The organism is Methanobacterium paludis (genome assembly GCF_000214725.1).
GTDB lineage: Archaea > Methanobacteriota > Methanobacteria > Methanobacteriales > Methanobacteriaceae > Methanobacterium_C > Methanobacterium_C paludis.
In genome coordinates this window covers 350,665-375,557 of sequence record NC_015574.1, presented here as the reverse complement: position 1 = coordinate 375,557, position 24,893 = coordinate 350,665, and the positions used below count along the sequence as shown (strand labels likewise).

The window sequence follows — 24,893 nt, the reverse complement described above, 5'->3', positions numbered from 1 at the left end:
TTTTTCCCCTTTAAAATCTTTATGAATTAGTATGGCATTATCGAGTATTTACTTTTTGGGAAAAAGTATTCCAAATTGTGAAGTAAATTAGAAAGGAATAAAAAAAGTAAATAAAAACAGTAATGAATTGATTTAAATAGGCTTCCGCATAAACCAAAGACACTTATCTAGCCATAAGCAGTTTCCACAAACTTCTCGGGCATCTTCACGCGTCTTGAAGCTTTGATTCACTTCTTCAAAGATTTTTCCAGCTTTTACTTTTGAACCTTCCAACATTCCAAGTTTTTCAAGAACCGTAAGATCCATTTTTTTGATGTTCTCATCAGCATGGGGCTTCTTATAACAGATCTCCCCAACCTTGTGTGGGCAGTGCATGCAAATTTCATCACACCCCGTGATTATATCAAGTTCACAGAGAGGATTATTAATTATATGATCCACAACTTTGAGCATATGCAAGGCAAAATCTTTGGTGTAACCGTATCCCTGAAACCCCTGCATGCATAAAAGGTGGTGGGCTCTGATCCTCATTGGATCAGATACACCTGCAGAATTTGTATCAGAACAAGTTTTCTGCCCTTTTGACGTCAATTTCTCCACCGGTGAAAGGTTTTTTTGGTGTAACGGCCTTAGCAAGGGCTGCTGCACCTCCAATTTTCACAACCTCACCTGGTAAAAATGGCAGAACCCCCATTACAAGTAGGGTCCAGATGCTTGGTTGAGCTCCTGTTGCAGCCTGTGTCCAGATGCTGAGTACTGCCAGTCCAGGGATGTATATTAAGGCAAAGTTTGCAAACAGCATAAGTGCAAGCATTGGGATAAAATTCCTTGCTTTGACGTAGCGGTCTGCGAAGTATCCCAGGAAAAATGCTGCAAGTACGAAGCCTATGAGGTAACCGCCTGATGCACTGAGTAATGCACCTGCTCCTCCTGTCATTCCTGCAAACCATGGTACACCTGCAACTCCTATTCCGACATAGAATAACTGGCTAAATCCTCCCCATTTACGTCCAAGGAAGATTCCTGCAACAAGCACCGCAAAAGTTTGTCCTGTAACTGGTACTGGAGTCCATGGTAAGGGTATAATTACCTGAGCCATGATACCAGTGATACATGCCATAAATAATGCCATTACTGCCTTATTGGCCAAAGAAGCGTTAGAACGCCATTTAAACAGCATGTATCTTTTTTCAAAATAATTATCAATGGATATTTCCATCAAGATTCCTCCGGATTATAGATTTATAAATCAAAACCTGTTTATTATCAATATTCCAGAACGATTCCTCGCTTCTGGATATTAAAAAAGTCTTAAACTGGTTAAGTAACTAAAAATTAACCACTTCTATATTAGTATGTTCAGATATTATAAATACTTTTTCATGAATTTCTCATCCTAAAGGTAATTCAAGTAATTTAGTGGATTTATAAAGGTTTTAAAGCTATTCAAAGGCTTTTAGAATTCTTAACCTTGGAGTATATTAAGTAACTAAAGTGTCGCTGAAAATATTTTTATTGAGTTTTTTATGCGTTTCATGTATCAAAGCTTAATAACACATAATTCTTATTATACGGCATTATAATGGCATTAAACTATTTTATTTACTGTATCACGCTGGCATTATACTATTGTAATGCATTACACCTAAATTTGGCCGTATATTTATTAAAAAAAGTTTATTTACCCATTTTATCGTAGATGAAGGTTACTTGCATCAGATCCTCAGGGTAAGGTTGGAAAAATGTTTGTTTATCCAGATAATCCTCATTAAATCGGATTATCCATGATTTAATTAGGTTTATGATCACAAGTAAAGGTATGCTTCCTTCTCTATACTTTTCAAGAGTATCTAAAAAGAATGCTTTCTCTGGAGATGTTAGTTTTTTGGAGAAGTACCCCATGGCATGCATCAAAACGTTGATGTTTGATGTGACTTTCTGAGGAGAGGATAGACATTTTAACAGTAAATCTTGATAATCTTTCTTTAATTCATTAAGTGGTTTGTCATGACGGTTTGATAAGACTTTTCCCATTTTTTGGGAGTATTCCTGGTTGTAAGATAAGAGCAAAAGCTTATTTTTGGATTGAAACGCTAAAAGATCGTTAAAATCCCCTGATTCAATTACTTCCCGGAAGTCCGCCAGGGTGAAAAGTTTGGTGAAGAAATTTTCCCTTAAAATAAGGTTTCTAATGCGCCCCTCGTCTTCAATTGCAAGATATGGGAATTTCTGCAGGACTGAACCTGCAAATAAACCCACACCGTCTGTGCGAGGCCTTGAATTTTTTAATTCATTGTACACCCTTACGCTCTTTAAACCACAGGAAGGTGATTTATTTTTCAATATAAACCCATCAATATCTTTAATGGAGTTTAAAAAGGATTCTGAAAATTCTTTCATTTCTTCTGTGAGTTTCCTTCCGGTTGCAGGTTGTAATAACTCTATTTTACCATCTATTTCAGCAATATTCACGGTATCTCTGGGAACTCCAAGCCCTATCTCCACTTCAGGGCAGACAGGTTGGAAATCTGCATATTTTTTCAGGCCTTCAACAACTTTACTTCTGATTATAAGGCCGTTGTACCTGCAGGGCTCGAATTCAATGCATTTACTGGAAACTATTCTGGGCCTTGGAAACTGTCTCAACCATATTCCCCCAATTAAAATTGTTTTGAGCCAATAATTAGTAAATAAATTTATCCAGCATAATATTTAACATGAATAGTTTCTTTGTTAATAAAATATTTCTCCTGTTCGATTTCAATATATCCTATTCATTAAATCTAAAATTTTATAAATAGAACTATTTCCCTGTTATTTTCCTTATAACAATGAATAAAGGTATTGATGAAAGCTGCATGACCATAGAAAACACAACCAAGTAAAATATGGAAATGTCGTAGAGTACTCCCATTAAAACACTTCCTAAAAACCAGCACACACCATAAATCATGTTAAAAGCACCGTATGCAACTCCCCTCTTTTCAACCGGGGACATTATTGCCACTGCTGCCATCATTATGGATTCCTGAGCTCCCAAACCTATACCCCACAAAGCCATTCCTACTAAAGCTGCGTAAAATCCTCCGAAAAACACGAGAGGTGCAAAAAGCGCAGATAACAATGCAACCACTATCATTATGGAAACACCGACCTTATCAAATAATCTACCAAAAATCAATGCGGCAATGGCGTCCACTCCCATTGCTACGGCATAGAAAATTGGTATAATAGCAGCAGAAACTACAACACTTTTCTGGAAGTGGTATGCAATGAGGGGGAAGTCTGTAAAACCCGCGGCTATAAGAGCCACCGCAGCGATATATATCCAGTATATCCTTTTAAATCCTTTAGTTTCTAATTTAGGTTGACTGAGTTCCAGATGGTGAGGATGAGGGTAAAGAAAGCGGGAAAGCACAAGCACAATCAGTGCCAGCAGTGCAGGTATAAGTAACAGCGCAAAACCTGTACGGTAGGTTCCATTGAAGAATAAAACCGCTGCAACTATTAATGGACCCATTATGGCCCCTATTTGGTCCATTGCCTCGTGAACTCCGAATCCCCAGCCGCTTCCCACCCCGGATGTGGCATGAGAAAGCATAACATCCCTTGCAGGCGTTCTTATGGCTTTCCCGAACCTTTCTGTTATTATGAGCATTGCTGCAATTTCCCAGCTTCCAGCCAGGGCCAGCAAAGGTACTGCTAAAAGATTTACGGCGTATCCAACTATGGTTATGGCCCAGTACTGCCTAGTCTTGTCGCTGAGATATCCTGAGAAGAATCTAAGGACGTAACCCACAAGCTCTCCAAACCCGGACACAAAACCCACAACAGTGGCACTGGCACCTAAAATAGCCAAATAAGGTCCTGTGATACTTCTAGCACCTTCATAGGTCATATCTGCAAGAAGACTGACTATTCCAAGCAGTATTATGAATTTCCATGCGTTTGCTTTAACTATATCTTTATATTTGCTGGATTGGTCTGCCATTTGATGCGCCCTTAAACTTAATGACATTCAAAATATTGAAAAATCACAGTTTTTATTTTATTCTAAATCTTATTTCCAACTTCTATCTTAAACTCTATAAACCTAACCTTATCATTGCTCCAATATTCTCATTATAAACCATAAACATTAACCTGCCCTGATCATTAGGTTGCTGGTTAAAAATTAGCATAGAAAAAACTAGCATAGAATTTAAGAAAAATAAATTGAAAAAATTAGGAATTGGATTATTCTACAAATTTGTATTAATTGGGATATATGGCAGTGTAAAATTGAGATTTCTACTATTTTTTTAGATTTTAATTTTTTTTATTATGATCTCAATTCCAAAGATGAAACTACCATAATAAAATTTTTTTTATAAAACTTTTCTTAATAAAAATTTACTAGAAAAGAAGTGTTTATGTTAAAATTATTCTATAAATCTATTAAAAAATATTTTCAGATTTTGGATTCATGGACAATCCTTAACTCAATTTTGCCTTGTCATACACATTCTTCAAGGTGTGCATGTCCACACTGGTATAAATCTGGGTCGTACTAAGGTTTGAATGGCCCAGAAGCTGTTGTATTGCCCTGATGTCTACACCATTTTTTAACAGGTGGGTTGCAAAGGAGTGCCTTAAAATGTGGGGTGTGACCCTTTTTTTAATGCCTGCAGCTTTTGCATAATCTTTTATCATCATTTGAATGTAACGGGGCGTTAAATGGTTCCCTGAACGGTTGACAAACAGATATTCACTGTCAGAATCTCTTCTCTCAATGTAACCCTCAATGAGCTCCCCTGTTTTATCATCAAAAAGTACTATCCTATCCTTTTCACCTTTTCCTCTTATTCTTATTGTCCTTTCTTCAAGATCCAAACTGTTTGTTTGGAGGTTTACAAGTTCAGAAACCCTGAGCCCTGTTGAATATAACAGAGCTAATATAACTTTGTTTCGAAACATCAAAGACATTGAATGATGCGTGTGACCATTATTAAAATTAGGTTTGTCCATGGCATGGATAAGACGCTGCACTTCATCTTCACTAAGCGATTTAGGGAGAGATTTTGTTCTTTTAGGAGTTTTAACTTCTTTAAGCACTCCTATACCTCCAAACTCAAAGAATTTCTTCACAACAACTGTAACAAGGTATATGTAATTCTGGGAAACGTTTCTTTCACGTTTCAAATGACGTATATACCTTTTGAATGCCCTTAAAACTAGTCTTTCATCATATAAATCATCTTCAGTCAATAAAAATTTGTAAAAATTGTTTATTATTGATCTGTAAGTTTTTATGGTGTTCTTTGAGTAGTTCCTTATCTCAAGTTCCATGAGATAATCTTCTATCATCTCTGGAAAGTCAAATGCATCTAAAATATTCTCTCTTACGATGTAACCGGACTCGCCTGCAATTGATCCCTGCAAGTTTGTTGGTCCCACTTCAGAGTTTCTCCAGTGTTGATTTGAGTAAGGGTTCATGGTATCAGATATAGTTTCAGTTTATACGTTTGATTAACGTTACATATAGCTTCTGTCAACATTTTCATTGGGCGTACGAGATTTTCCATTACCCATACGCTGAGAACTGGATATATCCTTTTCTATAGCATTTTCAAAGGATTTATATCTCTCTATTATTTGATCCTCAATTGAAACAGCGTTTTTTACGGCAAATCGCATATGATTTTCCCCAATAAATTCGCTTCCATCCATAGTTGCCATATCTCCGGCCATCTTAAGAACTCCACCGAGATCCCTAAGCCTTAAAGTCAATGCATTCTTCTGGTCATCTATAGTTTCTGCTCTCCGTTTAGCATTATCAATAAGAAGTTCAACAGCCCTTCTGGTTGCGTGGGGTATCTTACCATCCATCTCTATTTCTTGAGCTACAAACTGAGCAATTTTAGCTTCGTTATCCTCTGTATCTGGCATGGTTGTTTTCATAAGTATCTCGTAACCTTCACCCTGTATTCTGGATCGAAGTGGAGGTAGTATGTACTGTATATCCCTTATATTACATGCACCAACAAATATAAAGTCACATGGGACATTGTCAACCCTAACAGAACTTCCAGCACTCTGTGGATTCCTTCCAACTATTGGGAAGACCTTATCTTGCATTGCACTCAATATATAACGTTGCAACGGTGCAATGTGAACTATTTCATCTACAAAAAGAACCCCTTCATGTGCCTCGTGAACAGCACCAGGTACAACCCGTTCGTAGGGCTGTGTTCCAAGATCTGGATGTCCTCCATATGGATCGTGCCTCACATCCCCCAGCAGTTCTGTTTCGCTTGCACCTGTTGCCTGTATAAACATATTCCTTTTAAGAGGCACTATAACATTTTTAGGTTTATTCTCAACAATTTCTCTTCTTTTTTCAAGAGCGTGTTGATCAAGTATTTTTATTCCGTCGCCGCCCACTCTTTCGTAGCTTACAACTTCTTCTCTTCCATTACGCATTCGTGTTGTTGTAACACGTTCTTTTGGGATGTCTGCACCGGAGTTCATCTGCTCAAACATTCCCAGAAGGTCACCTAAATGTTTTCTCCTGGCGTTTATTTGAGCATATTTATCACTGCCGCAGTTAGGACATACACTTTGATATGCGTTGTTGTAACTTCCACAGTGCGGACATCTGAAGCCTAACCTCTCTGCAACAGCTTCGGGAACATCGTGAGGGTCAACAACATCTCCTTCAGCCCTTTCAAGATCTTTTTTCTCGCTTTCCATTTCTTTCCGGGTTTTAACCTCGACAAATGGCCTTTCTGGCCTTTCGGGGTTGTGTACCGCGGTTATTTCTTCATCGGGTTTTTTCAGGTGAACTGATATGGCCTGTGCTATGAGTGATTTACCTATACCTGGCGGCCCAACAAGAAGAAGGTTTCTTCTCTGCTTTGCAGCGATTTTAACGAATTTTATAATTTCTTCATGACCTATAACCCTTTCCAATGGATCTTTGGGTATTAAAATATCTTTTGTTGTATTTATATCTCCTAAAAACTCTTTTTTCATGTTAACGTACATGGAATACCCCCCAAAGAATTTTAACCCATCATTTGGACTTATGCTATAAGACTTAATTTCATTAGAGGGACTCTAAAAAATAAAATCAGCCCCTATTTCTTAATATTTCCAGATATCCTTCAATAAATTAAAGGAGATTAATGGTTTAATTTTAATTAAACCAATTATGAACTCAATTAAACATTGAAACAATTTTATCTGGTTAAGACCTTTATTGGGCTCGGTTTTTTTACAACTTCACTCATTCTAACGGCCACTATTTGTTTTAAACCTTTATCCTTTGCAATGTCTATTAATCTCTGGCTTATTACGCCGTCAAAAACAACAGCGTATGCATTGCTGTTGACATTTTTAAGTTCATCGTATAAATTTTCAACCTTAACTTCTTTTAAGATGTTAAGAGCATCATCGAGGATTTCTGCATTTCCTGAACCTTCCAAATCTTTTAAAATTCCTTTTAAGACTTGTACTTTATCTCCACCTTTTGGTTCAACCTTTTCAACTTTTTCAACCTTGACACCGAGGTCATGGTATATCTGTTCAACGGGTACTTTGTCCCTCAAAGCAACCATAACTTCATCTTTTGCAAGGTCTTCAACTTCTTTGCCCCTAGGTGCTCTTGTAACATAATCAACCTCTCCAACTTGAAGAAGTTCTTTTAAAATGAGTTCTCCACCCCTATCTCCATCAAGGAATGCTGTGACTGTCTTATTTTTGGTTAGCTCAGCAACTGTTTTTGGAACACTAACTCCTTCAACAGCTATGGCATTTTTAACACCGTATCGAAGGAGGTTCAGAACATCAGCCCTTCCTTCAACAACAAGAATTGCATCGGAACTTGTGACATTTGGTCCGGCTGGAAGTCTCTCATCACCGTACTCTGTTATTTCATGAACCCTCATTGCTTCTTTGACTTCTTCTATCATTTTTAGGCTTTCGGGTGTTACCTCTTCCATCATTCCTTTGTAGAGTTCTTTTGCCCTATCTACGACTTTTCGCCTTTTCACAGCGCGGACATCTTCAACCTTGGAAACCTGTATGTAAGCTTCGCATGGTCCTACCCTGTTTATAGTTTCAAGTGATGCTGCAAGTATTGCTGTTTCAACCCTGTCAAGGCTTGATGGTATCACTATTTCCCCTTTGGACCTGCCGGCTTTTGAGTTTATGTTTACTTTTATTCTTCCTATCCTCCCTGTCTTTTGTAATTCCCTTAAATCAAGGTCATTGCTTAAAAGTCCTTCTGTTTGTCCAAAAATTGCTCCCACAACATCTGGCTTTTCAACAATGCCGTTAGCATTTATTTGAGCGTGAATGAGATATTTAGTTGTACTTATTTCTTCTTTTCCCATGTTTTGGGCCTCCTTCATGTGTAGATACCTTTCATGATATAAGTAATATCACTGCCCTCTGGCATTGGTACCTAACGGAAATTATTGATGGTAACTACCAGGGATCACCACATGGGTGTTCTTCAAGTTCCAGTTGATGCATGTGTCTTGGAAGACTCTCAATATCCTTTATATATTTCCGGGTGATTCCCATAATTTTACGCCTTATAGTAAGGTCAGGATGAGAACCAAGACTTTGTATGTCTGATGAAAGCCTCTTGGCAAGTTCATTACCTTTTTTGTCAAAGTCAGTTAATATAATAACTTTAGATGATGACTGCGCAGCCATCTCTGCGATTTCAAAGAGTTTAAGGCCTGAACCCGAAACTTTTATGAAATTGCCGTTGATACCAAGTTCGCGTAGCGCTTTTTCATCCTTTTTTCCCTCGATAAGAATTGGCATTCCCTGTTCCACGCAGATTTTGAGTTCTTCTATGATGCAAGACAATCTTCTAAAACTCATTGTAAAGCCCTTTGATGATGTCTAAATAGTACCTATCGAACAACGTGGCAATTAATATTATAATTATGATGGCCCCGTTTTTTAATACTATTATGCATGTTAATAATACCTTGAGTTGAGTATATTGAATCTCACAATGTACCCTCTTGATATTATTTATTTAGTTATTTAAATACTTAATTCTTACATTAAAAATTAAGCCGTAATTTATAGGATTAAGAGATATTACAACGTCGCTTCAATCAAAATCAGTGCAGAATAACCGATTTATTCTCACATAAAAAGTTAAAAAATGTTTTTATTAAAAAAATTTATTACCAATTCAATCAATAATAAATGAAAATATTTAATGAAACTCGTTATTCAAGTAATAATGATTTGGATACGATTTTTGAAGTGGATACAGAAATAATTCAAAAAAATTAATAATATCAATTTTTAAGGTTGGATCTTAAAATTTTTGGTCAGTTAATGAAAAAATAGATTCCTCCTCAAAAATATCCATTTCCTTTAATTCAAGTCCTCTCAATCTGGGGGTTAAATTTTATAGAATGTTAATCAAGATAACCTTAAAATTTGACTAATTGTTGGAATTCTTATTATACTTGGACATTTTAATCTGAAACTCCCTTGACAATTTATTTTATTTTTTAGGTAAAGTTTTAAATATTTCTGAGTACAGAATTAAAACACTAAAATGATTTTAGTTCTAAATACATTAATTAAAAAAAATAAAAGATATTAAGATTTCGGAGGACATGAAAGTGGCAAAGGGCCTTATAAGAATAGTTCTTGACATATTAAAACCACACGAACCAAATATACCATCATTTGCAATATTTTTAAGTGAATTGAGCGGCGTGGACGGAGTAAACATCACACTCATGGAAATAGATAAAGAAACAGAGAACGTTAAAGTTACAATGCAGGGAAACGAACTCAACTTCGAGGAAATAAACCGCGCAATAGAACAGTACGGAGGCTCAATACACAGCGTTGACGAGGTTGTTGCAGGTAAAAAACTTATTGAGGAAGTTACAACGCCACAGGATTGAAATAAGACGTAATTTATTCATGTATTTCGATGCATATTATGAAAAGAGATAAAGATTAGATGATGGATTAAAGGATGGAAGGGTAAGATATGTCAGAGGAAGTCTCAAAAAAACAAAAACTTTCACCAGAGCTGTTATTAAACAATTTTTCGCCAAAAAATTCTATCTCTAAATTATCACGATCAAAGATCACAACATCCAATTTATCAGATGCTATGAGGCACGTTACCGGAGAAAACGGTACTCTTACAGGAGTTAAACCTGTAAAAGATAATATCAAAGTTATAGGAAGGGCCACAACTGTTAAAACCATGGCCGATGATTGGGGAACAGTTATAAAAGGAATATATTCCGCTCAACCCGGAGATGTTCTTGTAATAAGCTGTGATAATGATGATCCTGCTGTTTGGGGTGAGATGGCATCGGGAACTGCCCAAAAACACGGCATAATAGGTACTGTTATCTATGGATCTGCAAGGGACATCACAGGTATAAGGGAACTGGACTACCCTGTATTTTCAAGGGATATTATACCTAATGCCGGAGATGCTAAGGCCGAAGGAGAAATTAACGTTCCCATAAAATGCGGAAACACTGTAGTAAATCCGGGAGACTTAATAATGGGCGATGACTGTGGTGTGGTAGCAGTGCCAAGTCACATTCTGGATGAGGTCATAGAAGAAGCATTCAATATAATAAAAGGTGAAGATGAAATTGTCCGTAAAATAGCTTGCGGATCTTCTTTTTTAGACATATTAGCTATAAAATAAGTATTTTGGATATAAAATAGTATCTTGGCCATATAAATAAGTTAAGAAACTAAAGTTGTAATTGCAAAGAGAAACTATATGAAAACTATAATAAAATATGAGGTAAGTATCCCAAATTGTTAGAACAGATAAGTAGATATATTGTAACGTAAAGAATTTTTAAAATGGAGACTACTTCGGAATTCATTCGAGACCATAAATGGGAAATCATAATCACATTTATAATCGGTGCATTCCTCATATTTATTATATCTTTTGCAGTGGGATTAAACGACATACTTGAAGTTTTGAGCCATTCAAACCTCAATATAATATATTTAACCATTATTTTAGAGCTTCTTCTGATTGTAGCATGGACACTGCGTTGGTCATTGATACTCGACGTTGTTGACCATTCTCCAGGTTTTAAAAAACTCTTTTTAATGATGTTTTCAAGCCTTTTTGGTAACAACGTAACTCCCGGAGCTGCAGGCGGAGAACCTCTCCGCGCATATCTTGTAAACAAACTTGAAGGGATTCCATTCGACCTTGCATTCGTTTCTGCAAGTGCAGATAGGGTTTTTGAGTTCTTCCCATTTTTGATGGTGTCTCTTTTTGCAATTTATTTAATATTCACGTGGAATATCTCAATCTGGAGCGCTATCGCAATAAGTGTGCTCATATTAATAACCATGGTTTTTTTCGGGCTCTTGATATATGTTGGAATTAATAAAGAAATTGCAGAGAGAATTATTATTTCAATCGCACGTTCTGTATTCCCTTTCTTTAAAAAACTGACCAAAAAAGAAGTAACATTTTCATACGTAACAGAACAGATCATATATTACGTTGAAAGGTTTTCCACAGGTTTCCTTACAGTCCTGCAGAACCATAAAATGTTCACATTAGGCCTCATAATCTCCATTGGGATGTGGTTAATAGATATGGTAAGAATGTACCTCTGCTTTGTGGCTGTTGGTTCATATCCTCCATTCATACCCATGGTAATTATCTACAGTATTGCACTTTTGATAACCATACTCCCCACAATTCCAGGGGCTTTAGGACTCCGCGAAGGTGTAATGATAGGGCTTTTCCTGGTCGTGGGAGTTCCGGCAGATATAGTACTAGCTGCAAGCCTTATAGACCGCCTTGTAAGTTACCTGATGCCCACGGTAATTGGAGCTATTGTAACCGTTTATTACGGAAAGATACTAAAAACAAAAGAGTCCGAGAGCATCTGACCAACTGCCATCATATAAAAAGACATCCCCTCTCCATTAAACCCATTTAATATCCCTCTTTTAATATTATCGAAATCTTTATATAGTACTTCAGAACACTATAATATTATATAAAAGTTTCGATTTGAGGGTATATGAAAAAACTGGGAACTGTCTCACACATCTCCAAACGGGGTCGCGTCATTTTAAAATCCGTCAATACGCCAGGTTTTGGACTAACTGTTTTTACAGAAGATAAAAAGAAATTGGGTACTGTTTACGATATATTTGGTCCTACAAAAGAATCATACGTAGCAATTAAAGTTTACTCAAAAAATTTTGGAAATCTTGATGATAAAGTTGGAGAAACCCTGTACATACCATCAAAACCTATCAAAAAATGGGGGCGAAGGAAACGAAAGAAAAAATGAAACACGAAGTTTCGCAAAACGAAAATATGGAACCTGACGTTTCAGAAAAAGAACAGATGAAACAGGATGTTTCGGAAATCGAAAAAACTGAAACTAAATGTCCAGAATGTGGCTCTAAAAAGCTTATAAACGATCATGAACGTGGTGAAGTTGTCTGTGGGGCCTGCGGTCTAGTTATAGATGACAATCTAGTTGACATGGGGCCTGAATGGAGGGCATTCGACCATGAACAGCGTGATAAAAGAACAAGGGTAGGTGCACCTATAACCTATACCATACACGACAAAGGACTCTCCACCATGATTGACTGGAGAAATAAAGACATCTACGGCCGTGACATTCCTGCCAGGAACCGTGCTCAGTGGTACAGACTCCGAAAATGGCAGAGAAAAATAAGGATCTCTGGTGCAACGGAACGTAACCTTGCATTCGCTCTGAGCGAACTTGACAGAGACTCATCAAGACTCGGACTTCCAAGAAGTGTTAGGGAAGCAGCATCAGTTGTTTACAGGAATGCTGTGGAAAACAAACTTATACGAGGAAGGAGTATTGAAGGCGTGGTTGCAGCATCACTTTATGCAGCTTGCAGAAGGTGCAACGTGCCAAGAACACTTGATGAGATTGCAGAAGTCTCAAGAGTTACTAAAAAGGAAGTTGGAAGGACTTATAGGTTCTTAACAAGAGAACTAAACATAAAATTACCTCCAACATCACCTGTGGACTATGTTCCTCGATTTGCAAGTGAACTCGGTTTATCTGGTGAAGTGCAGTCCAAAGCTATCGATATAATAGAACAAGCTATGGCAAAAGGCCTAACCTCAGGTAGAGGACCTACAGGCGTGGCTGCAGCAGCACTCTACATTGCATCTGTGCTCTTAGGTGAAAGGAAAACCCAAAGAGACGTTGCAGATATCGCAGGAGTTACAGAGGTCACAATCCGTAACAGGTACAAAGAGCTCACAGAACAGTTAGATATGGGTGTAACTTTATAGTTTCACCTCAAAAACTTTTTTTTGATATATTTTTATTTTTGATAGTATTTATTAAACAATTTTGATATCATTAATTATTAATTTATATCCTACTTTTGTAAGTTATTCTGGATAATTTATTCTAAATTAGTTATTTAGTTATCTATGAATTTTATTCTGATTTGTATTTGTTTCAGTTATCTTTGAACTATTTATAGAGCTATTTTACTAATTTAATGAGTTTATTAAAAACTTGAAAATTTGAAATACTTTTTATTGAAAAATAAAGAAAATCTACTACTAAATTAAATTAAAAAAACTAAAAAATAGGAAAAAATTAATTACCTAGAAATCCACCTTAAAATTTACCTTTTAAGACTATGAACAACCATATCAGAATAAATACTATAAAAACAGCATACAGCATTTTTCTTGTCTTTGCAGCCTTTTTCTGTCTTTCTGCAAATAAGTTTTCGCACGTTTGAGAGCAGAACCTTTCAGAAAGTGGTATTGGTTTACCGCAAATAGGGCAATGTTTGTGTTGATCTGTCAATTTAACACCTCGATTATTGTTATTAATTCAAGTTAATCTGAATATTTTGCATTAATCTTCAGGAACTATAAGTGTTCCGATTTTTTCATTTACAGCTTTTTGAATGTTGTGGGCATCATTACCATTAACAATTACAGTCTTTATACTGGACCTTTTTATTATTTGTATGGCCGTCATGTCAAAGAACTCATATGTACCAGCTTTTATATCTTTACTGCTCATAAGGTCCATCATTTCAGTGGGTTTTACCTCTTCAAACATTTTAGCATCATCATATTTGTTTGGATCCTTGTTGTAGAGGCCGTCCACAGATGTGGCATTTATAATCAAGTCTGCATTCACAAACTCTGCAAGTATACTTCCAACAGCATCTGTACTATGAGCTGGTTCTGTTCCCCCCATAACTATAATCTTACCGGATGCAGAGAATTCAAGGGCTTCTCTAAAGTTTTGTGGAACAACTGGATAAGCATCTTCACCCATAGCCATAATAAGGAGTCTGGCATTGAGACGTGTGACATCAATCCCTATATCGTCACACATAGCCTCAGAAACAGAGAGGTCTCTTGCTATCCTTATATAGTCCCTGGCTGTTTTACCTCCCCCAACTACCACAAAAAGCTCGTGTTCATTTTTCATATCGTTCAAAACATCAGCATAATCCTTAAATCTTTTGTAATTATGATTCTTTATTATTATTGATCCGCCTATTGTAACCACTATTCGCATCTCATCACCATCACGATAATTTTAAATCTAATATCATATAAAGTTTAGATAGTTACACATAAGTAATTTAGAGTAGTATATAAATCTAAAAAAATTATAGATTAATTTGTGGAAATTGCAAATCGATTTTTATGTTGATTGAAATTTATAAATTAATAATTTTCATGTTTTAGGAGTGATAACTATGACTGAAGTGTCATCAAAAGAATTATACGAGGTTAAAAGAACCCTTGAAGAACTTTCAGGTAAGAAAGGGAGGGGAACAGAACTCGTTTCAGTTTATATACCTCCAGATAAGCAGGTAAGTGATGTAGTAAAGCACATGAGGGAAGAATTAAGTCAGAGCGCTAATATAAAAAGCAAACAGACTAAAAAAAATGTGCAGTCTGCTATTGAGGTTATAATGCAGAGAATGAAGCTTTTCCCAAAACCTCCTGAGAAGGGTTTGGTTCTCTTTGTTGGAATGATACCCCGAGGAGGGCCAGGTACAGAGAAGATGGAAACATACGTATTTGAACCGCCAGAACCTGTGCAGACCTATATCTACCACTGCAACTCAGAATTTTTCCTGAAACCACTGGAAGAGATTTTGGAGGACAAAGAAATATATGGACTCGCTGTTCTCGACCGTAAAGAAGCCACAATTGCCATACTGCGTGGTAAAAGGATAGAAATCACTAAACATTTAACAAGCGGTGTTCCCGGAAAACATAAAGCAGGAGGACAGTCACAGCGAAGGTTTGACCGTCTGATTGACCTTGCAGCCCACGAATTTTTGAAACGTATAGGGGAACACATGAACGAAATCTTCCTGGAAGTTCCCGAGCTTAAAGGTGTAATAATTGGGGGACCGGGTCATACAAAAGAAGAGTTCGTTGAAGGGGATTATCTGCACTACGAAATAAAGGACAAGATAATAACAACCGTAGATACATCTTATACTGGTGAATTTGGTATAAGGGAAGTTCTGGACAAATCCATGGACGTTCTAGATCAAATCGGAGTCATGCGTGAAAAAAAACTCATGCAAAAGTTTTTAATGGAACTTGTGAACGAAAATGGCCTTGCATCCTACGGTGAAGCAGAAGTAAGGCATAACCTAAAAATAGGTGCTGTTGAAGTTCTTCTTTTATCAGAAGACCTTAAATCAAAAAGATTAACCTACCAATGCCAGTCATGCGACAATACCCAGGAAAAAACCATGAAAAAATCAGGTGAAGCCCCTGAAAAGTTATGTTCAAAGTGTAATGAAAAAATGAAGTTAACAAACAGTAAAGATGTTGTAGATGACTTTGTTGAAATGGCTGAAGAAGTTGGATCCAAAGTTGAACTAATTTCAACCGAAACAGAAGAGGGTACACAACTTTTAAAGGCGTTTGGAGGAATCGGTGCCATATTACGTTACAGAATATGATCAAGTTCTCTTGATCTATTTTTTTTAATGATTTTGAATTTTTGTTGATTAGATTCTTGTCTATTTTTTTAGTTGATTTGTTGATTAATTTCTTCTGTAGAACTTTTTATAGTTTGATAAACTTATTTTAATAACAATTCTAAACAAAATAAACAAGTTTTATGAAAGCTGTGTGAACTATTTTTAAAACTTTTTAAAGAAACAGGAAAGTAATTAAAAAATAAAGAATAGCTAAAATTAAAATAAAAGAGTAAAAATTAAAAGAAGAAACTAAAAAAACTAAAATAAGGATTAAAAATTATAATCCTATCCCAATCTACTAACACGGATCAAAGATTCCACAGGAACATCATCAACTTCAGATATACCTTTTTTGTCTATTAAAACAACTGCTGCAAGCGGTTGTGCTCCAAGGCCCTTAAAAACCTTTGCAGCTTCCATGAGGGTTCTTCCGCTGGTTATAACATCGTCCACTATAACAACTTTACGACCTTCAACAGAGGCAAAGTTACTGCTTATAGCTCCTTTGGCATCTTGCTCCAGTTCCCTGTGTTTTATTGGGTGGAACACAGCAATGTCCGCATCTATTATCTCAGCCATCATGGTTGCAAATGGTATTCCACTTACTGATATTCCAACAATAACCTCTGGTTCTCCGTACTGCAATGCCATATCGGCCATGGCTGCAGATACATATTTCATACGTACTGAACTGCCTCCAAGACTTTTCCAGTTTATTGCAAAGTCAATTGGAGCTTTTTCCTTCTCATTTCTCTTTCCTGTTCCCTGTAATATGAGCCATCTGGCTGTGTCCTTTGAGACGTTGAATTCGTCTGCTATTTCTCCTGTTGTGAAACCTCTATTTCTAAGCTCGTAAGCCTTTTCTATGAGTTTTTCATTCATTGGGTACACATCCTAAATATTCATTCTTACACATCTGTTAACATAATTTGTTCTAAAACCATATTAACTAGATGGATTAACACTCATTCATGTTCACTGGGGTTTTGTGCTTTGCAGATTTCATGGCTGCAAGTACCACTTTAAGGGCATGGATTCCATCTTCCCCTGTAATCTTCGGCTCTTCATTATTAGTAACTGCGGATAAAAATGAGTTCAATTCATCTTTTAATGGTTCAGTGTGGGCTATTTTAACTTTTTGAGCATTTTTTCCAAATACTTCGACACTCTGGTCTATGTAATCAATGGATAATATCCCATCAACCCCTGTTAACTCCAGCTGTCGTTTTTTGTACGGTGTAAGCCAGTTAGTTTCCAACATTCCGACCACACCATTTTCAAATCTCATCATTATCTCTGCATGATCTTCATATTCACATTTTTCAAGTTTACTGCCCATATTTGCATATACCTTTGATGCGGGGCTGTCAAGGAGATAGAACATGATATCTACCTCGTGTATTGCAAGATCTATTGCAACACCAACGTCCTTTATCCTGGGAGGGAATGGTCCAACCCTTTTAGCTGAAGCAGAAACAATTTCACCTATTGCACCTTCATCTATAAGTTTTTTAGCCTCAAGTACCGCGGGATTGAATCTCTCAACGTGTCCAGTTGCAAATTTAACACCGGCTTCGTGTGCAGCATCCACCATTTCCTTGGCCTCATCAAGGGTGAAAGCTATGGGTTTTTCAACCAGCACATTTTTTCCATGCTCTATTGCACTCATCACAACTTCATGATGGTATGTTGTGGGCACGCAAACACTCACAACTTCTATTTCGGGCATTTTAAGTATATTATCATAATCAACAAATCCAACAGTGTTAAACTTCCCAGAAACCTCTGCCAAGGTTCCCTTCATAAGATCAGAAACTGCCATGAGGTTAGCACTTTTAAGTTCAGAGTAAACCCTCACATGATTGTAACCCATAGCTCCAACACCAATCACACCAACATTAACCTTATTCAAATATAATCCTCCATCATAAGCTTTGCAGCTTTCAAACCCAGTTTACGAGCTTCATCTACAGAACCTTGTAAATTTACCTTTGAAAGTAATTCTCCTTCTTTTGAAAGTAAAATACTGTAAAGATCCAAACTATTTCCATGGGTCCTTGCAGACACACCCAGAGGCCACTGACAACCAACTCCAAGTTCTTGAAGAACTGTTTTCTCGGCAATGACTTCCTGTTCTGACGGGGTGTGATTTAATCTTCTTAAAATTTCTTTTTTATCACTATCATGTCTTGCAACCACTGCCAGTGCCCCTTGCCCTGCTGCAGGGGTGAAATATTCACGGGAAAATATTTCCTGAATATGTTCTGTCAGACCAAGTCTTTTAAGACCTGCTTCAGCCATTATGGTTGCATCGTAATCGCCGCTTAATACTTTCTTTATTCTTGTATCTATATTTCCCCTTATTGGTTTTATATTAATTTTTTTCTTGTGATATCTGCAAAAGGCTTCTCTTCTGAGGCTGCTTGTACCCACGCTTGTACCCTCTGGAAGTTCATCCCACGAATACTTGGAAACAAGAACCTCCAATGGAGACTCCCTTTGGGGAACTGCCACTATTTCAAGGCCTTCTGCAAGTTCTGTTGGAAGGTCTTTAAAGCTGTGAACTGCAAAGTCAACATCTCCATCTAAAACTGCCCTGTCAAGTTCCTTGGTAAATATCCCTTTTGCATCAATTTTGTAAAGCTGAGAATCCTGTATTTTATCGCCAGTTGTTTTTATTATCTCTACATTTATTTCTTCATCTGTTATTTTAGACAATTCATTGATTATATTTTTTGTCTGAGCACGTGCAAGACTGCTTCCCCTGGTACCAACGTTCAAAGAACCATCTCCAACGAGTGTAACGAAATCTCAAAGTTTTATAGAATTTTCATAAATCTAAATGAGTTTCATACAACCCAAAATTCACATTTAAATAATCATTAAATAAATTTGTTCATTAAATAAATTCAGTAGATTGAATTCATAAAAAGGTATTAGGTGAATATTAATTTAAATGCTAATTTTCTCCTGAATCCTTAGTGAATGATTCCTTATGATCTTTAATAAATGTTGCCATACAAAATTGCAGAACTCCTGAGAATTTTAATTGTTACCTTTTTTTAGTATCTGAAAAATTCGACCTGTAAATAACAAGAATATTTCTGCACCCCATATCAACAGCATGGTCAATTGCATCGTTTAAATTCACAATGTATCCAAAATTTCTTTTTATTATATTTTTAATATTATTTCCAAGTTCATCTACCAGCATAAGAGGCGTAACATCCCCAATTTTATTTAAAACATTAGCTGCAGTACTTTCATCTATTTCTTCACATGTAACACCATACTTACCGCCGAATATAACTCCCACATCATCAACATCCTTTACCATGTCCACTGCTTTTTTTAAGGCTGTAACATTAAGTCCTGGATTTATCTCTTCTAAAATTACGCTTCCCTTGTACTTTTTTATGGAAGTTCTACCTTTTAATCCTCTGAAATTTTTTAACCCCAATTTTATAGTTTCAATAGGCGTTTCAATGGTTAAACAAGCACATATAACAGACAATACATTCTGAACATGGTACGGTGCAGGTGCAAAGGTTGAAATTTCAAAAGAGGTGTTTAAAATTTTGCCAGCCCCAGTTTTAAGATTTTTCACTTCCACCTGGAACGTTGTTTCATAAAGACCTAAGTTTATATCGAACGCCTTGACATTTGCACCATCTTCCAACCCGAAAGTATTGGTTTTTTCTACTAAATTTGAATGTTCTTTCAAATTTAAGTTGAAGGGGTGCGTTTTTAGATTTGAATCATAATTTGATGAAACTGGACGGTAGATTGAGATGAAAGAATCAAAGTCACACACAACCATCTTACTTTTAAATATTTGGGCCTTCGCTTGACTTGCTTTTCTTGTTCTGTTGGCTATGGGATAATCTTCTGCTATGTTGGTTAAGATCCCAACATCTGCAAGCCCAGTTCCACCTAAAGATGTTTCAAATATGCAGATTCCAACATCTTTAAGGCAGTTTGCATTTTCACAACCAACACCATTTTTATGGGGATTTTCATTACACACAAGATTAAATGATTCTAAAATGCTTGCAGGTGTTATACTTATATTTTTCTTTAAAAAATGGTGTTTAAGATCACCTTTTTCATTTTTTAATATTTCAACACCTAAACTGCTCAAAACCAGAGGATTTGAGTCTTTAAATATCTCTTTTAGCATCCACACAACACTTGTTTTACCCTTAACACCTGTAATTTCAATCACTGGCACGTCAATACGGTTTTTAAGCAGGAATCCAACGGCTTCATGGTGGGTCATCCTTTTAATGTTACCCTGCATTAATCTACCATTATCTCCACCAATTTTAGATTCAAGATCGCAGTGAACAGGTGAAACAACTGTTAAAACTTCTGTTAGATCGATCTTATCCGATTCATTCCCCCAAGACTGCTCATCCCCACAAGACTGCTCATTCTCACCTGATCGTTCATTTGATTCCATTAATTCCTCTAAAAAATCTTCTTCAACCAGTTTTACCCCATTTTTCATTAAACGCTTTGAATCTTTTTCTTTTAGAGTTTTGTAAATATCCAGTGCAAAAACTTCAAATCCAGGAAGTTTTGAAAATTCAGATGCAATTATGGTGCCTCCATGGGTCATGTCCACCACAAGAACCTTCATGGACTTACTCCGCCTTTTGTGAGTTTCTCACGCACTTTTCTGTAGAAATCCTTGGTCAACCTTACAAAATAAGCATAATCTTCGGCTCTTTTGAAGATGATCTCGTCCATGTAATTTATCTCCTCTTCGAACTGCCCATCTATTACTGCCACAGCTTTTTTACCCTCTCGAAGAAGTTTAACTTGAATAACACTGTTGTTGGAAACCACTATTGGTCTTGCACCCAGTTTAAACGGACATATAGGAACTATAATAAACGCTCCAACCTTGGGGTCAACTATTGGACCTCCTGCAGACATTGAATAAGCTGTTGAACCACTGGGAGTTGCCACTATAAGACCATCAGCTCTCAGCTCCTCAACAACCTCATCATCGACTCTTATCTCGATATGGAGCATTTTAGCTGGTCTGCGAGTCATTAGAACTACCTCGTTAAGGGCAGTATGAAGTTCATTGTTGTGCCAAACTTGAAGCTGTGTGCGCTCCTCAACGAAGTAGTTGCCAGATAAAACTTCATTTATTGCAGTAAAAGCATTTTTTGGGTCTATTTCTGTAAGAAATCCAACAGTACCCAAGTTTATACCCAATAAAGGTATTTTTTTCTTGTTGATGAAACTTTGGGTTCTGAGAATGGTTCCATCTCCACCAATAGCTATCACCATGTCCATGTCCATTTTTTCAAGGTCGCATGCCATGTCTTTGTATTTTTTAAGCCCTTTTTTACCGAGTTCTTCAACCAGGGGTGTATCCATGACTGTTTCAACATTTTTCTTTGTTAAAAAATCAACTATTTTTCCAGCTATTTCAACAGCTTCATCCACATCAAGGCGGGCTACAACTCCTATGCGCATCAAATTCCCCCTAAAATTTGGATTATGTCACTGTGAATTATTGGATTGCACGCTGCAATTATAGATGTTCTCTCTAAAACGTTTAACTTACCGTTTAATGGCTGACATTTCTCGTCGGTTACAATACCTCTTGTTTCCTCTATTATTAACTTCGCAGCTGAAATGTCAACTATCCTGAGATTTCCTCTAATATCTATGAATGCATCGTAAGTACTGTCTGCAACGTAACAAAGCTCAATTGCAACGGAACCTAGTATTCTCATCCTTCTCACTGCCTTGCAGAGTTTATCTACCTTGTTCATCTCTGCCCTGTAAATGTAGGCACCTATTGATGATTTTGAGATGTCTTCCTGAGTTGAAGGAACAAGTTTTTTCCCATTAAGCATAGCCCCCTGCCCCTTTACAGCTTCATAAAGGTCTCCAGTTGCAAGATTTTTAACGAACCCAATTTCTATATCCTCAATGGTAAGTTGATTTTGTGGTTGGTTCTTTGAAGTTTTGGAATTTATATTTTGAGAGCCTGAAGGATTTTCAAGATTTTTATGAGTTTTATGGATACCTGAAGCATCTGCAATTGCAATTGATATTGCATAGGCAGGTATGTTCTTTAAGGCGTTACTGGTACCATCCAATGGGTCGACAACAAAAACAACTTCAGAAGAACCTTCACCTACCTTAAATTCGCCTATTTCTTCACTTATAAGAGTCACAGACCTCCCAGTATCTTCTAAAACCTCAACAACCTTATTCTCTGCAACCAGATCTATCAGCTTTGTTGGAGTGCCATCTGCACCCATCTTAACTATTTCTCCACCTTTTATGGTACCTACAAGTGGCAAAATAGCCATTTGGGCTTCTTCAATTATTTTTTTTGAGACCTTGCTCCAGAATTGAACATCCTCTTCATTCATCATTCTATCCCTTCTACGGCTTATCTACAAAATTTCCATCTTTAAAATCTTTTATTGGTGATTAAACTGCTTAAATTTTTTTTAATAAGATTTTTTCAGGCTCTTTCTATATTAAGACTAAATTTATAAGATGATTCATATGACATTTTATCGAATGCTTCATTTATGGCTATTTTTATCAGATACTGGCTTAATATGGCAAAAATATTTTGAGTTACTTAAGGTAAACAACCGATGCAACAACAGCACCATGCTTCTTAACTATATGGTTTTCATCTGCTATTACAATTTCCTTTATCTTGAGACCCCTGACATCCATCATGTACTTCACCATATCTACTGCTTCACTTTTTACATCTTCAGGGTCTCTATTTATCCCTGTGTTCTCCACCACACATCCAAAATCATCAGAAGTTGCAGCAGCCACCACAGCAGATATTAGATCACCTTCTCTGTCAGATGATTCGTATGCAAGAACACAGTTCACCATGTCTCCTGCCTTGAATTTTGGAAGTTCTACTATTTCAGTACCTGTTGGCAGCATGCTTGATACTGTTATAAGATTTATATCCCCTATTCCTGCGTCTAAAAGTGCGTTATCAAATGCGTTGAGTTTTGTTGGGCCTTCTGCCCTTCCTGAAGTTATTGAAACTTTCATCGTACCACGTGTCATCCTATTATACTATCATGATTTGTTATGCAGATTTGTTACTTTATATTTAATTACAAATTAAATCAAAATTTAAATATTGAAAAAAATATAGCTATCCTTATATAATCTATATCATCTAGAATATCTAAAGGATCATCTATAATAGTTTACATACAAACATAAATAAGGTACATTCTCTAATAAAATAACATCAATCTTATTATGTCTTAAAAGTAACTGAATGTAAATAAGTGGATATAAAACCTTTTTAACTTGTAGAATCTTTATTAATTAGTTTTTATTAATAATCAACTGGATAGATTGGAGGTAAATATTATGTCGAAAAAGGTAGTAGAAGTCAAAACCTTAAAAGTAGGTAAATATGTAATATTAGGTGGCGAAGCATCAAAAATCGTAGGTATACAAACATCATCCCCTGGAAAACACGGTGCTGCAAAAGCTAGGGTTGATGCTGTCGGAATATTTGATAAACAGAAAAGAACGCTTGTAAAACCTGTTGATGCTAAAGTTGATGTCCCTATGATAGATAAACGTGCTGCTCAGGTTCTTGCTTTAATGGGAGAGAACGTTCAGCTCATGGATCTTGAAAGTTATGAAACTTTTGACGTCCCTATTCCTGAAGACTTGAAAAATGACCTTGCTGAAGGAGTCGAAGTGGGATACATTATAGCCATGGGCCACAAAAAACTCATGAGAATAACCAAAAAATAATGTTTCTTGATTTGTTATTTAAAGGTAAATAAATGCTTTTTTATACAGAAAGTCCATTAAAATTTGCTTTTTCAAGAGAAATAGATTTTACAAATACCGGACTATCGAAAGAGGGTCCTGATAAAAATCACAGCTTTGGTATTGTAGGCGTGCCCTTTGACAGCACAACGACCTACAAACCCTGTGCAAGGTTCGGTCCAAGGTCTGTGAGGGAAGCATCTTACAACTTCGAAAGATACAACTTCATTTTAAATAAAAACCTTGATGTACCTCTATATGATTTCGGTGACATCGAAGTCATCCATGGAAACTTCGAAAAAACTTGTAGAAACATACGATCAACAATAACCGATATCCAGGATATGGATATCATTCCAGTAACTATCGGAGGAGAACACAGCATCAGTTACGGCATTTTAACTGCCATGGACCCTGAAGATGTGACTGTAATCCATTTAGATGCCCACATGGACCTCAGAGACACTTATATGAGTGAAAAATATTCTCATGCAACTGTAATGAGGAGGATATTCGATCTGAACCCCAAAAATATAATCCAGATAGGTATAAGATCAGCGTCGGAGGAGGAGGTATCCTTCGCCTGTGAAAACCAGATAAAACAGTATACATGTTTAGATGTAAATAACAAACTGGACGAGATTGAAAATCTCATAAAAGCTGTTAAAGGACCTGTTTACGTAACCGTTGATATGGATGTCCTTGACCCTGCCTATGCTCCAAGCGTTGGCACCCCAGCACCATGTGGTCTGACTCCAAGTGAACTTGAAAGGATCATATTCTGCCTGGAAGATAAGCAGGTTGTAGGTTTTGACCTTGTAGAAGTTTCATCGACCCAGATCGGTGATATAACATCTATAAATGGTGCAAAGACTATTTATGATTTTCTTTGTCTCTATTAAATTAATTTCATTTCTATTTTTGATTAACATCCATTTTTTTTATTAATATATTTTTATAGAATGTTTATACAATAATTTTATAGAACATTATACAATAATAATTCAAATTGTATGTTTACAAAAAAGTAACATAATGCAATGTAAAATATCATAGTACAGCTG

Annotated in this window: 25 protein-coding genes; 8 read left to right on the top strand and 17 right to left on the bottom strand. The window is 36.4% G+C overall.

Translation table 11 applies throughout. From position 1 onward, the window contains the following. Positions 1-132: 132 nt before the first annotated feature. The 8 genes from MSWAN_RS01685 to MSWAN_RS01650 all read right to left on the bottom strand — a co-directional run bounded on the left by MSWAN_RS01685 (position 133) and on the right by MSWAN_RS01650 (position 8,877). The gene (locus MSWAN_RS01685; protein WP_013824881.1) at positions 133-591 is read right to left on the bottom strand and encodes a DUF1284 domain-containing protein; all 459 of its coding nucleotides are present in this window, start codon (positions 589-591) and stop codon (positions 133-135) included. Beyond that, positions 560-1,219, bottom strand: a complete 660-nt coding sequence (locus tag MSWAN_RS01680) for a biotin transporter BioY (protein ID WP_013824880.1) — start codon at positions 1,217-1,219, stop codon at positions 560-562. Before MSWAN_RS01680 ends, MSWAN_RS01685 begins: the two co-directional genes overlap by 32 nt. A 458-nt stretch (positions 1,220-1,677) precedes the next feature. Beyond that, positions 1,678-2,646, bottom strand: coding sequence for a YbgA family protein (locus MSWAN_RS01675; protein ID WP_013824879.1), 969 nt, complete (start codon positions 2,644-2,646; stop codon positions 1,678-1,680). A 157-nt stretch (positions 2,647-2,803) separates the two neighbouring features. Beyond that, positions 2,804-3,991, bottom strand: a complete 1,188-nt coding sequence (locus MSWAN_RS01670) for an MFS transporter (RefSeq protein WP_013824878.1) — start codon at positions 3,989-3,991, stop codon at positions 2,804-2,806. 485 nt (positions 3,992-4,476) lie between these two features. Further along, a complete protein-coding gene (xerA, locus tag MSWAN_RS01665) occupies positions 4,477-5,346 on the bottom strand; it encodes a site-specific tyrosine recombinase/integron integrase (protein WP_394295805.1) in 870 nt (289 codons plus the stop codon). A 168-nt stretch (positions 5,347-5,514) separates the two neighbouring features. Next, positions 5,515-7,026, bottom strand: coding sequence for an ATP-binding protein (locus MSWAN_RS01660; protein WP_013824876.1), 1,512 nt, complete (start codon positions 7,024-7,026; stop codon positions 5,515-5,517). Between the two features lie 194 nt (positions 7,027-7,220). Further along, positions 7,221-8,375, bottom strand: a complete 1,155-nt coding sequence (gene dnaG, locus MSWAN_RS01655; protein ID WP_013824875.1) for a DNA primase DnaG — start codon at positions 8,373-8,375, stop codon at positions 7,221-7,223. 94 nt (positions 8,376-8,469) lie between these two features. Then, the gene (locus tag MSWAN_RS01650) at positions 8,470-8,877 is read right to left on the bottom strand and encodes a toprim domain-containing protein (protein ID WP_013824874.1); all 408 of its coding nucleotides are present in this window, start codon (positions 8,875-8,877) and stop codon (positions 8,470-8,472) included. A 764-nt stretch (positions 8,878-9,641) separates the two neighbouring features. Here MSWAN_RS01650 and MSWAN_RS01645 point away from each other — a divergent pair. From MSWAN_RS01645 to MSWAN_RS01625, 5 genes are all read left to right on the top strand, one after another. Beyond that, complete coding sequence (locus MSWAN_RS01645) at positions 9,642-9,932, top strand: DUF211 domain-containing protein (RefSeq protein ID WP_013824873.1); 291 nt, start codon at positions 9,642-9,644, stop codon at positions 9,930-9,932. Between the two features lie 89 nt (positions 9,933-10,021). After that, the gene (locus MSWAN_RS01640; protein WP_013824872.1) at positions 10,022-10,702 is read left to right on the top strand and encodes an RraA family protein; all 681 of its coding nucleotides are present in this window, start codon (positions 10,022-10,024) and stop codon (positions 10,700-10,702) included. Positions 10,703-10,866: 164 nt separating this feature from the next. Further along, positions 10,867-11,925 (top strand): UPF0104 family protein, encoded by a 1,059-nt coding sequence (locus MSWAN_RS01635; RefSeq protein WP_013824871.1) that lies wholly within the window; start codon positions 10,867-10,869, stop codon positions 11,923-11,925. 134 nt (positions 11,926-12,059) lie between these two features. Beyond that, positions 12,060-12,335 (top strand): H/ACA ribonucleoprotein complex subunit GAR1, encoded by a 276-nt coding sequence (locus tag MSWAN_RS01630; protein ID WP_013824870.1) that lies wholly within the window; start codon positions 12,060-12,062, stop codon positions 12,333-12,335. Between the two features lie 56 nt (positions 12,336-12,391). Beyond that, the gene (locus tag MSWAN_RS01625) at positions 12,392-13,327 is read left to right on the top strand and encodes a transcription initiation factor IIB (RefSeq protein ID WP_048188185.1); all 936 of its coding nucleotides are present in this window, start codon (positions 12,392-12,394) and stop codon (positions 13,325-13,327) included. 337 nt (positions 13,328-13,664) lie between these two features. Here MSWAN_RS01625 and MSWAN_RS01620 read toward each other — a convergent pair whose 3' ends face one another. Both MSWAN_RS01620 and pyrH read right to left on the bottom strand, forming a co-directional pair. Next, entirely contained in the window at positions 13,665-13,859 is a 195-nt protein-coding gene (locus MSWAN_RS01620) for a DUF2116 family Zn-ribbon domain-containing protein (RefSeq protein ID WP_013824868.1), read from the bottom strand. 51 nt (positions 13,860-13,910) lie between these two features. After that, a complete protein-coding gene (gene pyrH, locus MSWAN_RS01615) occupies positions 13,911-14,588 on the bottom strand; it encodes a UMP kinase (protein WP_013824867.1) in 678 nt (225 codons plus the stop codon). 184 nt (positions 14,589-14,772) lie between these two features. Here pyrH and prf1 point away from each other — a divergent pair, with 184 nt between their 5' ends. Then, positions 14,773-16,002 carry a peptide chain release factor aRF-1 gene (gene prf1 / locus MSWAN_RS01610; protein WP_013824866.1) on the top strand — a complete coding sequence of 410 codons (1,230 nt, stop codon included), beginning with the start codon at positions 14,773-14,775 and terminating at the stop codon, positions 16,000-16,002. A 306-nt stretch (positions 16,003-16,308) separates the two neighbouring features. Here prf1 and MSWAN_RS01605 read toward each other — a convergent pair whose 3' ends face one another. The 7 genes from MSWAN_RS01605 to MSWAN_RS01575 form a co-directional block, all read right to left on the bottom strand. Then, positions 16,309-16,905, bottom strand: a complete 597-nt coding sequence (locus MSWAN_RS01605; protein WP_013824865.1) for an orotate phosphoribosyltransferase-like protein — start codon at positions 16,903-16,905, stop codon at positions 16,309-16,311. Positions 16,906-16,981: 76 nt separating this feature from the next. Beyond that, the gene (locus MSWAN_RS01600) at positions 16,982-17,935 is read right to left on the bottom strand and encodes a Gfo/Idh/MocA family protein (protein ID WP_013824864.1); all 954 of its coding nucleotides are present in this window, start codon (positions 17,933-17,935) and stop codon (positions 16,982-16,984) included. After that, the gene (gene hemC, locus MSWAN_RS01595) at positions 17,932-18,804 is read right to left on the bottom strand and encodes a hydroxymethylbilane synthase (RefSeq protein WP_013824863.1); all 873 of its coding nucleotides are present in this window, start codon (positions 18,802-18,804) and stop codon (positions 17,932-17,934) included. Before hemC ends, MSWAN_RS01600 begins: the two co-directional genes overlap by 4 nt. Before the next feature lie 271 nt (positions 18,805-19,075). Next, positions 19,076-20,665, bottom strand: coding sequence for a coenzyme F430 synthase (gene cfbE, locus MSWAN_RS01590; RefSeq protein WP_013824862.1), 1,590 nt, complete (start codon positions 20,663-20,665; stop codon positions 19,076-19,078). Further along, on the bottom strand, positions 20,662-21,516 hold the full coding sequence (locus MSWAN_RS01585) for an NAD(+) kinase (RefSeq protein ID WP_013824861.1): 855 nt from the start codon (positions 21,514-21,516) through the stop codon (positions 20,662-20,664). Before MSWAN_RS01585 ends, cfbE begins: the two co-directional genes overlap by 4 nt. Further along, complete coding sequence (locus MSWAN_RS01580; RefSeq protein ID WP_048187813.1) at positions 21,516-22,427, bottom strand: bifunctional fructose-bisphosphatase/inositol-phosphate phosphatase; 912 nt, start codon at positions 22,425-22,427, stop codon at positions 21,516-21,518. Before MSWAN_RS01580 ends, MSWAN_RS01585 begins: the two co-directional genes overlap by 1 nt. Positions 22,428-22,641: 214 nt before the next feature. After that, positions 22,642-23,085 carry a pyruvoyl-dependent arginine decarboxylase gene (locus MSWAN_RS01575; RefSeq protein WP_048187811.1) on the bottom strand — a complete coding sequence of 148 codons (444 nt, stop codon included), beginning with the start codon at positions 23,083-23,085 and terminating at the stop codon, positions 22,642-22,644. A 330-nt stretch (positions 23,086-23,415) separates the two neighbouring features. On the opposite strand from MSWAN_RS01575, the gene MSWAN_RS01570 reads away from it, so the two are divergent. Together MSWAN_RS01570 and speB are read left to right on the top strand one after the other, a co-directional pair. Next, positions 23,416-23,811, top strand: a complete 396-nt coding sequence (locus MSWAN_RS01570; RefSeq protein ID WP_013824858.1) for a translation initiation factor IF-5A — start codon at positions 23,416-23,418, stop codon at positions 23,809-23,811. Positions 23,812-23,843: 32 nt separating this feature from the next. Further along, positions 23,844-24,731 (top strand): agmatinase, encoded by an 888-nt coding sequence (speB, locus tag MSWAN_RS01565; RefSeq protein ID WP_013824857.1) that lies wholly within the window; start codon positions 23,844-23,846, stop codon positions 24,729-24,731. The last annotated feature ends 162 nt before the right edge of the window (positions 24,732-24,893 follow it).

Excerpts from the sequence above, each read along its gene's own strand:
- MSWAN_RS01650 (WP_013824874.1), bottom strand. The coding sequence starts at position 8,877 with ATGAGTTTTAGAAGATTGTCTTGCATCATAGAAGAACTCAAAATCTGC.
- cfbE (WP_013824862.1), bottom strand. The coding sequence starts at position 20,665 with ATGAAGGTTCTTGTGGTGGACATGACCCATGGAGGCACCATAATTGCA.
- MSWAN_RS01625 (WP_048188185.1), top strand. The coding sequence starts at position 12,392 with ATGAAACAGGATGTTTCGGAAATCGAAAAAACTGAAACTAAATGTCCA.
- MSWAN_RS01660 (WP_013824876.1), bottom strand. The coding sequence starts at position 7,026 with ATGTACGTTAACATGAAAAAAGAGTTTTTAGGAGATATAAATACAACA.
- MSWAN_RS01670 (WP_013824878.1), bottom strand. The coding sequence starts at position 3,991 with ATGGCAGACCAATCCAGCAAATATAAAGATATAGTTAAAGCAAACGCA.
- MSWAN_RS01580 (WP_048187813.1), bottom strand. The coding sequence starts at position 22,427 with ATGAATGAAGAGGATGTTCAATTCTGGAGCAAGGTCTCAAAAAAAATA.
- MSWAN_RS01680 (WP_013824880.1), bottom strand. The coding sequence starts at position 1,219 with ATGGAAATATCCATTGATAATTATTTTGAAAAAAGATACATGCTGTTT.
- MSWAN_RS01570 (WP_013824858.1), top strand. The coding sequence starts at position 23,416 with ATGTCGAAAAAGGTAGTAGAAGTCAAAACCTTAAAAGTAGGTAAATAT.
- speB (WP_013824857.1), top strand. The coding sequence starts at position 23,844 with ATGCTTTTTTATACAGAAAGTCCATTAAAATTTGCTTTTTCAAGAGAA.
- MSWAN_RS01640 (WP_013824872.1), top strand. The coding sequence starts at position 10,022 with ATGTCAGAGGAAGTCTCAAAAAAACAAAAACTTTCACCAGAGCTGTTA.
- MSWAN_RS01585 (WP_013824861.1), bottom strand. The coding sequence starts at position 21,516 with ATGCGCATAGGAGTTGTAGCCCGCCTTGATGTGGATGAAGCTGTTGAA.
- pyrH (WP_013824867.1), bottom strand. The coding sequence starts at position 14,588 with ATGCGAATAGTGGTTACAATAGGCGGATCAATAATAATAAAGAATCAT.
- MSWAN_RS01630 (WP_013824870.1), top strand. The coding sequence starts at position 12,060 with ATGAAAAAACTGGGAACTGTCTCACACATCTCCAAACGGGGTCGCGTC.
- prf1 (WP_013824866.1), top strand. The coding sequence starts at position 14,773 with ATGACTGAAGTGTCATCAAAAGAATTATACGAGGTTAAAAGAACCCTT.
- dnaG (WP_013824875.1), bottom strand. The coding sequence starts at position 8,375 with ATGGGAAAAGAAGAAATAAGTACAACTAAATATCTCATTCACGCTCAA.
- xerA (WP_394295805.1), bottom strand. The coding sequence starts at position 5,346 with ATGATAGAAGATTATCTCATGGAACTTGAGATAAGGAACTACTCAAAG.
- MSWAN_RS01605 (WP_013824865.1), bottom strand. The coding sequence starts at position 16,905 with ATGAATGAAAAACTCATAGAAAAGGCTTACGAGCTTAGAAATAGAGGT.
- MSWAN_RS01635 (WP_013824871.1), top strand. The coding sequence starts at position 10,867 with ATGGAGACTACTTCGGAATTCATTCGAGACCATAAATGGGAAATCATA.
- MSWAN_RS01575 (WP_048187811.1), bottom strand. The coding sequence starts at position 23,085 with ATGAAAGTTTCAATAACTTCAGGAAGGGCAGAAGGCCCAACAAAACTC.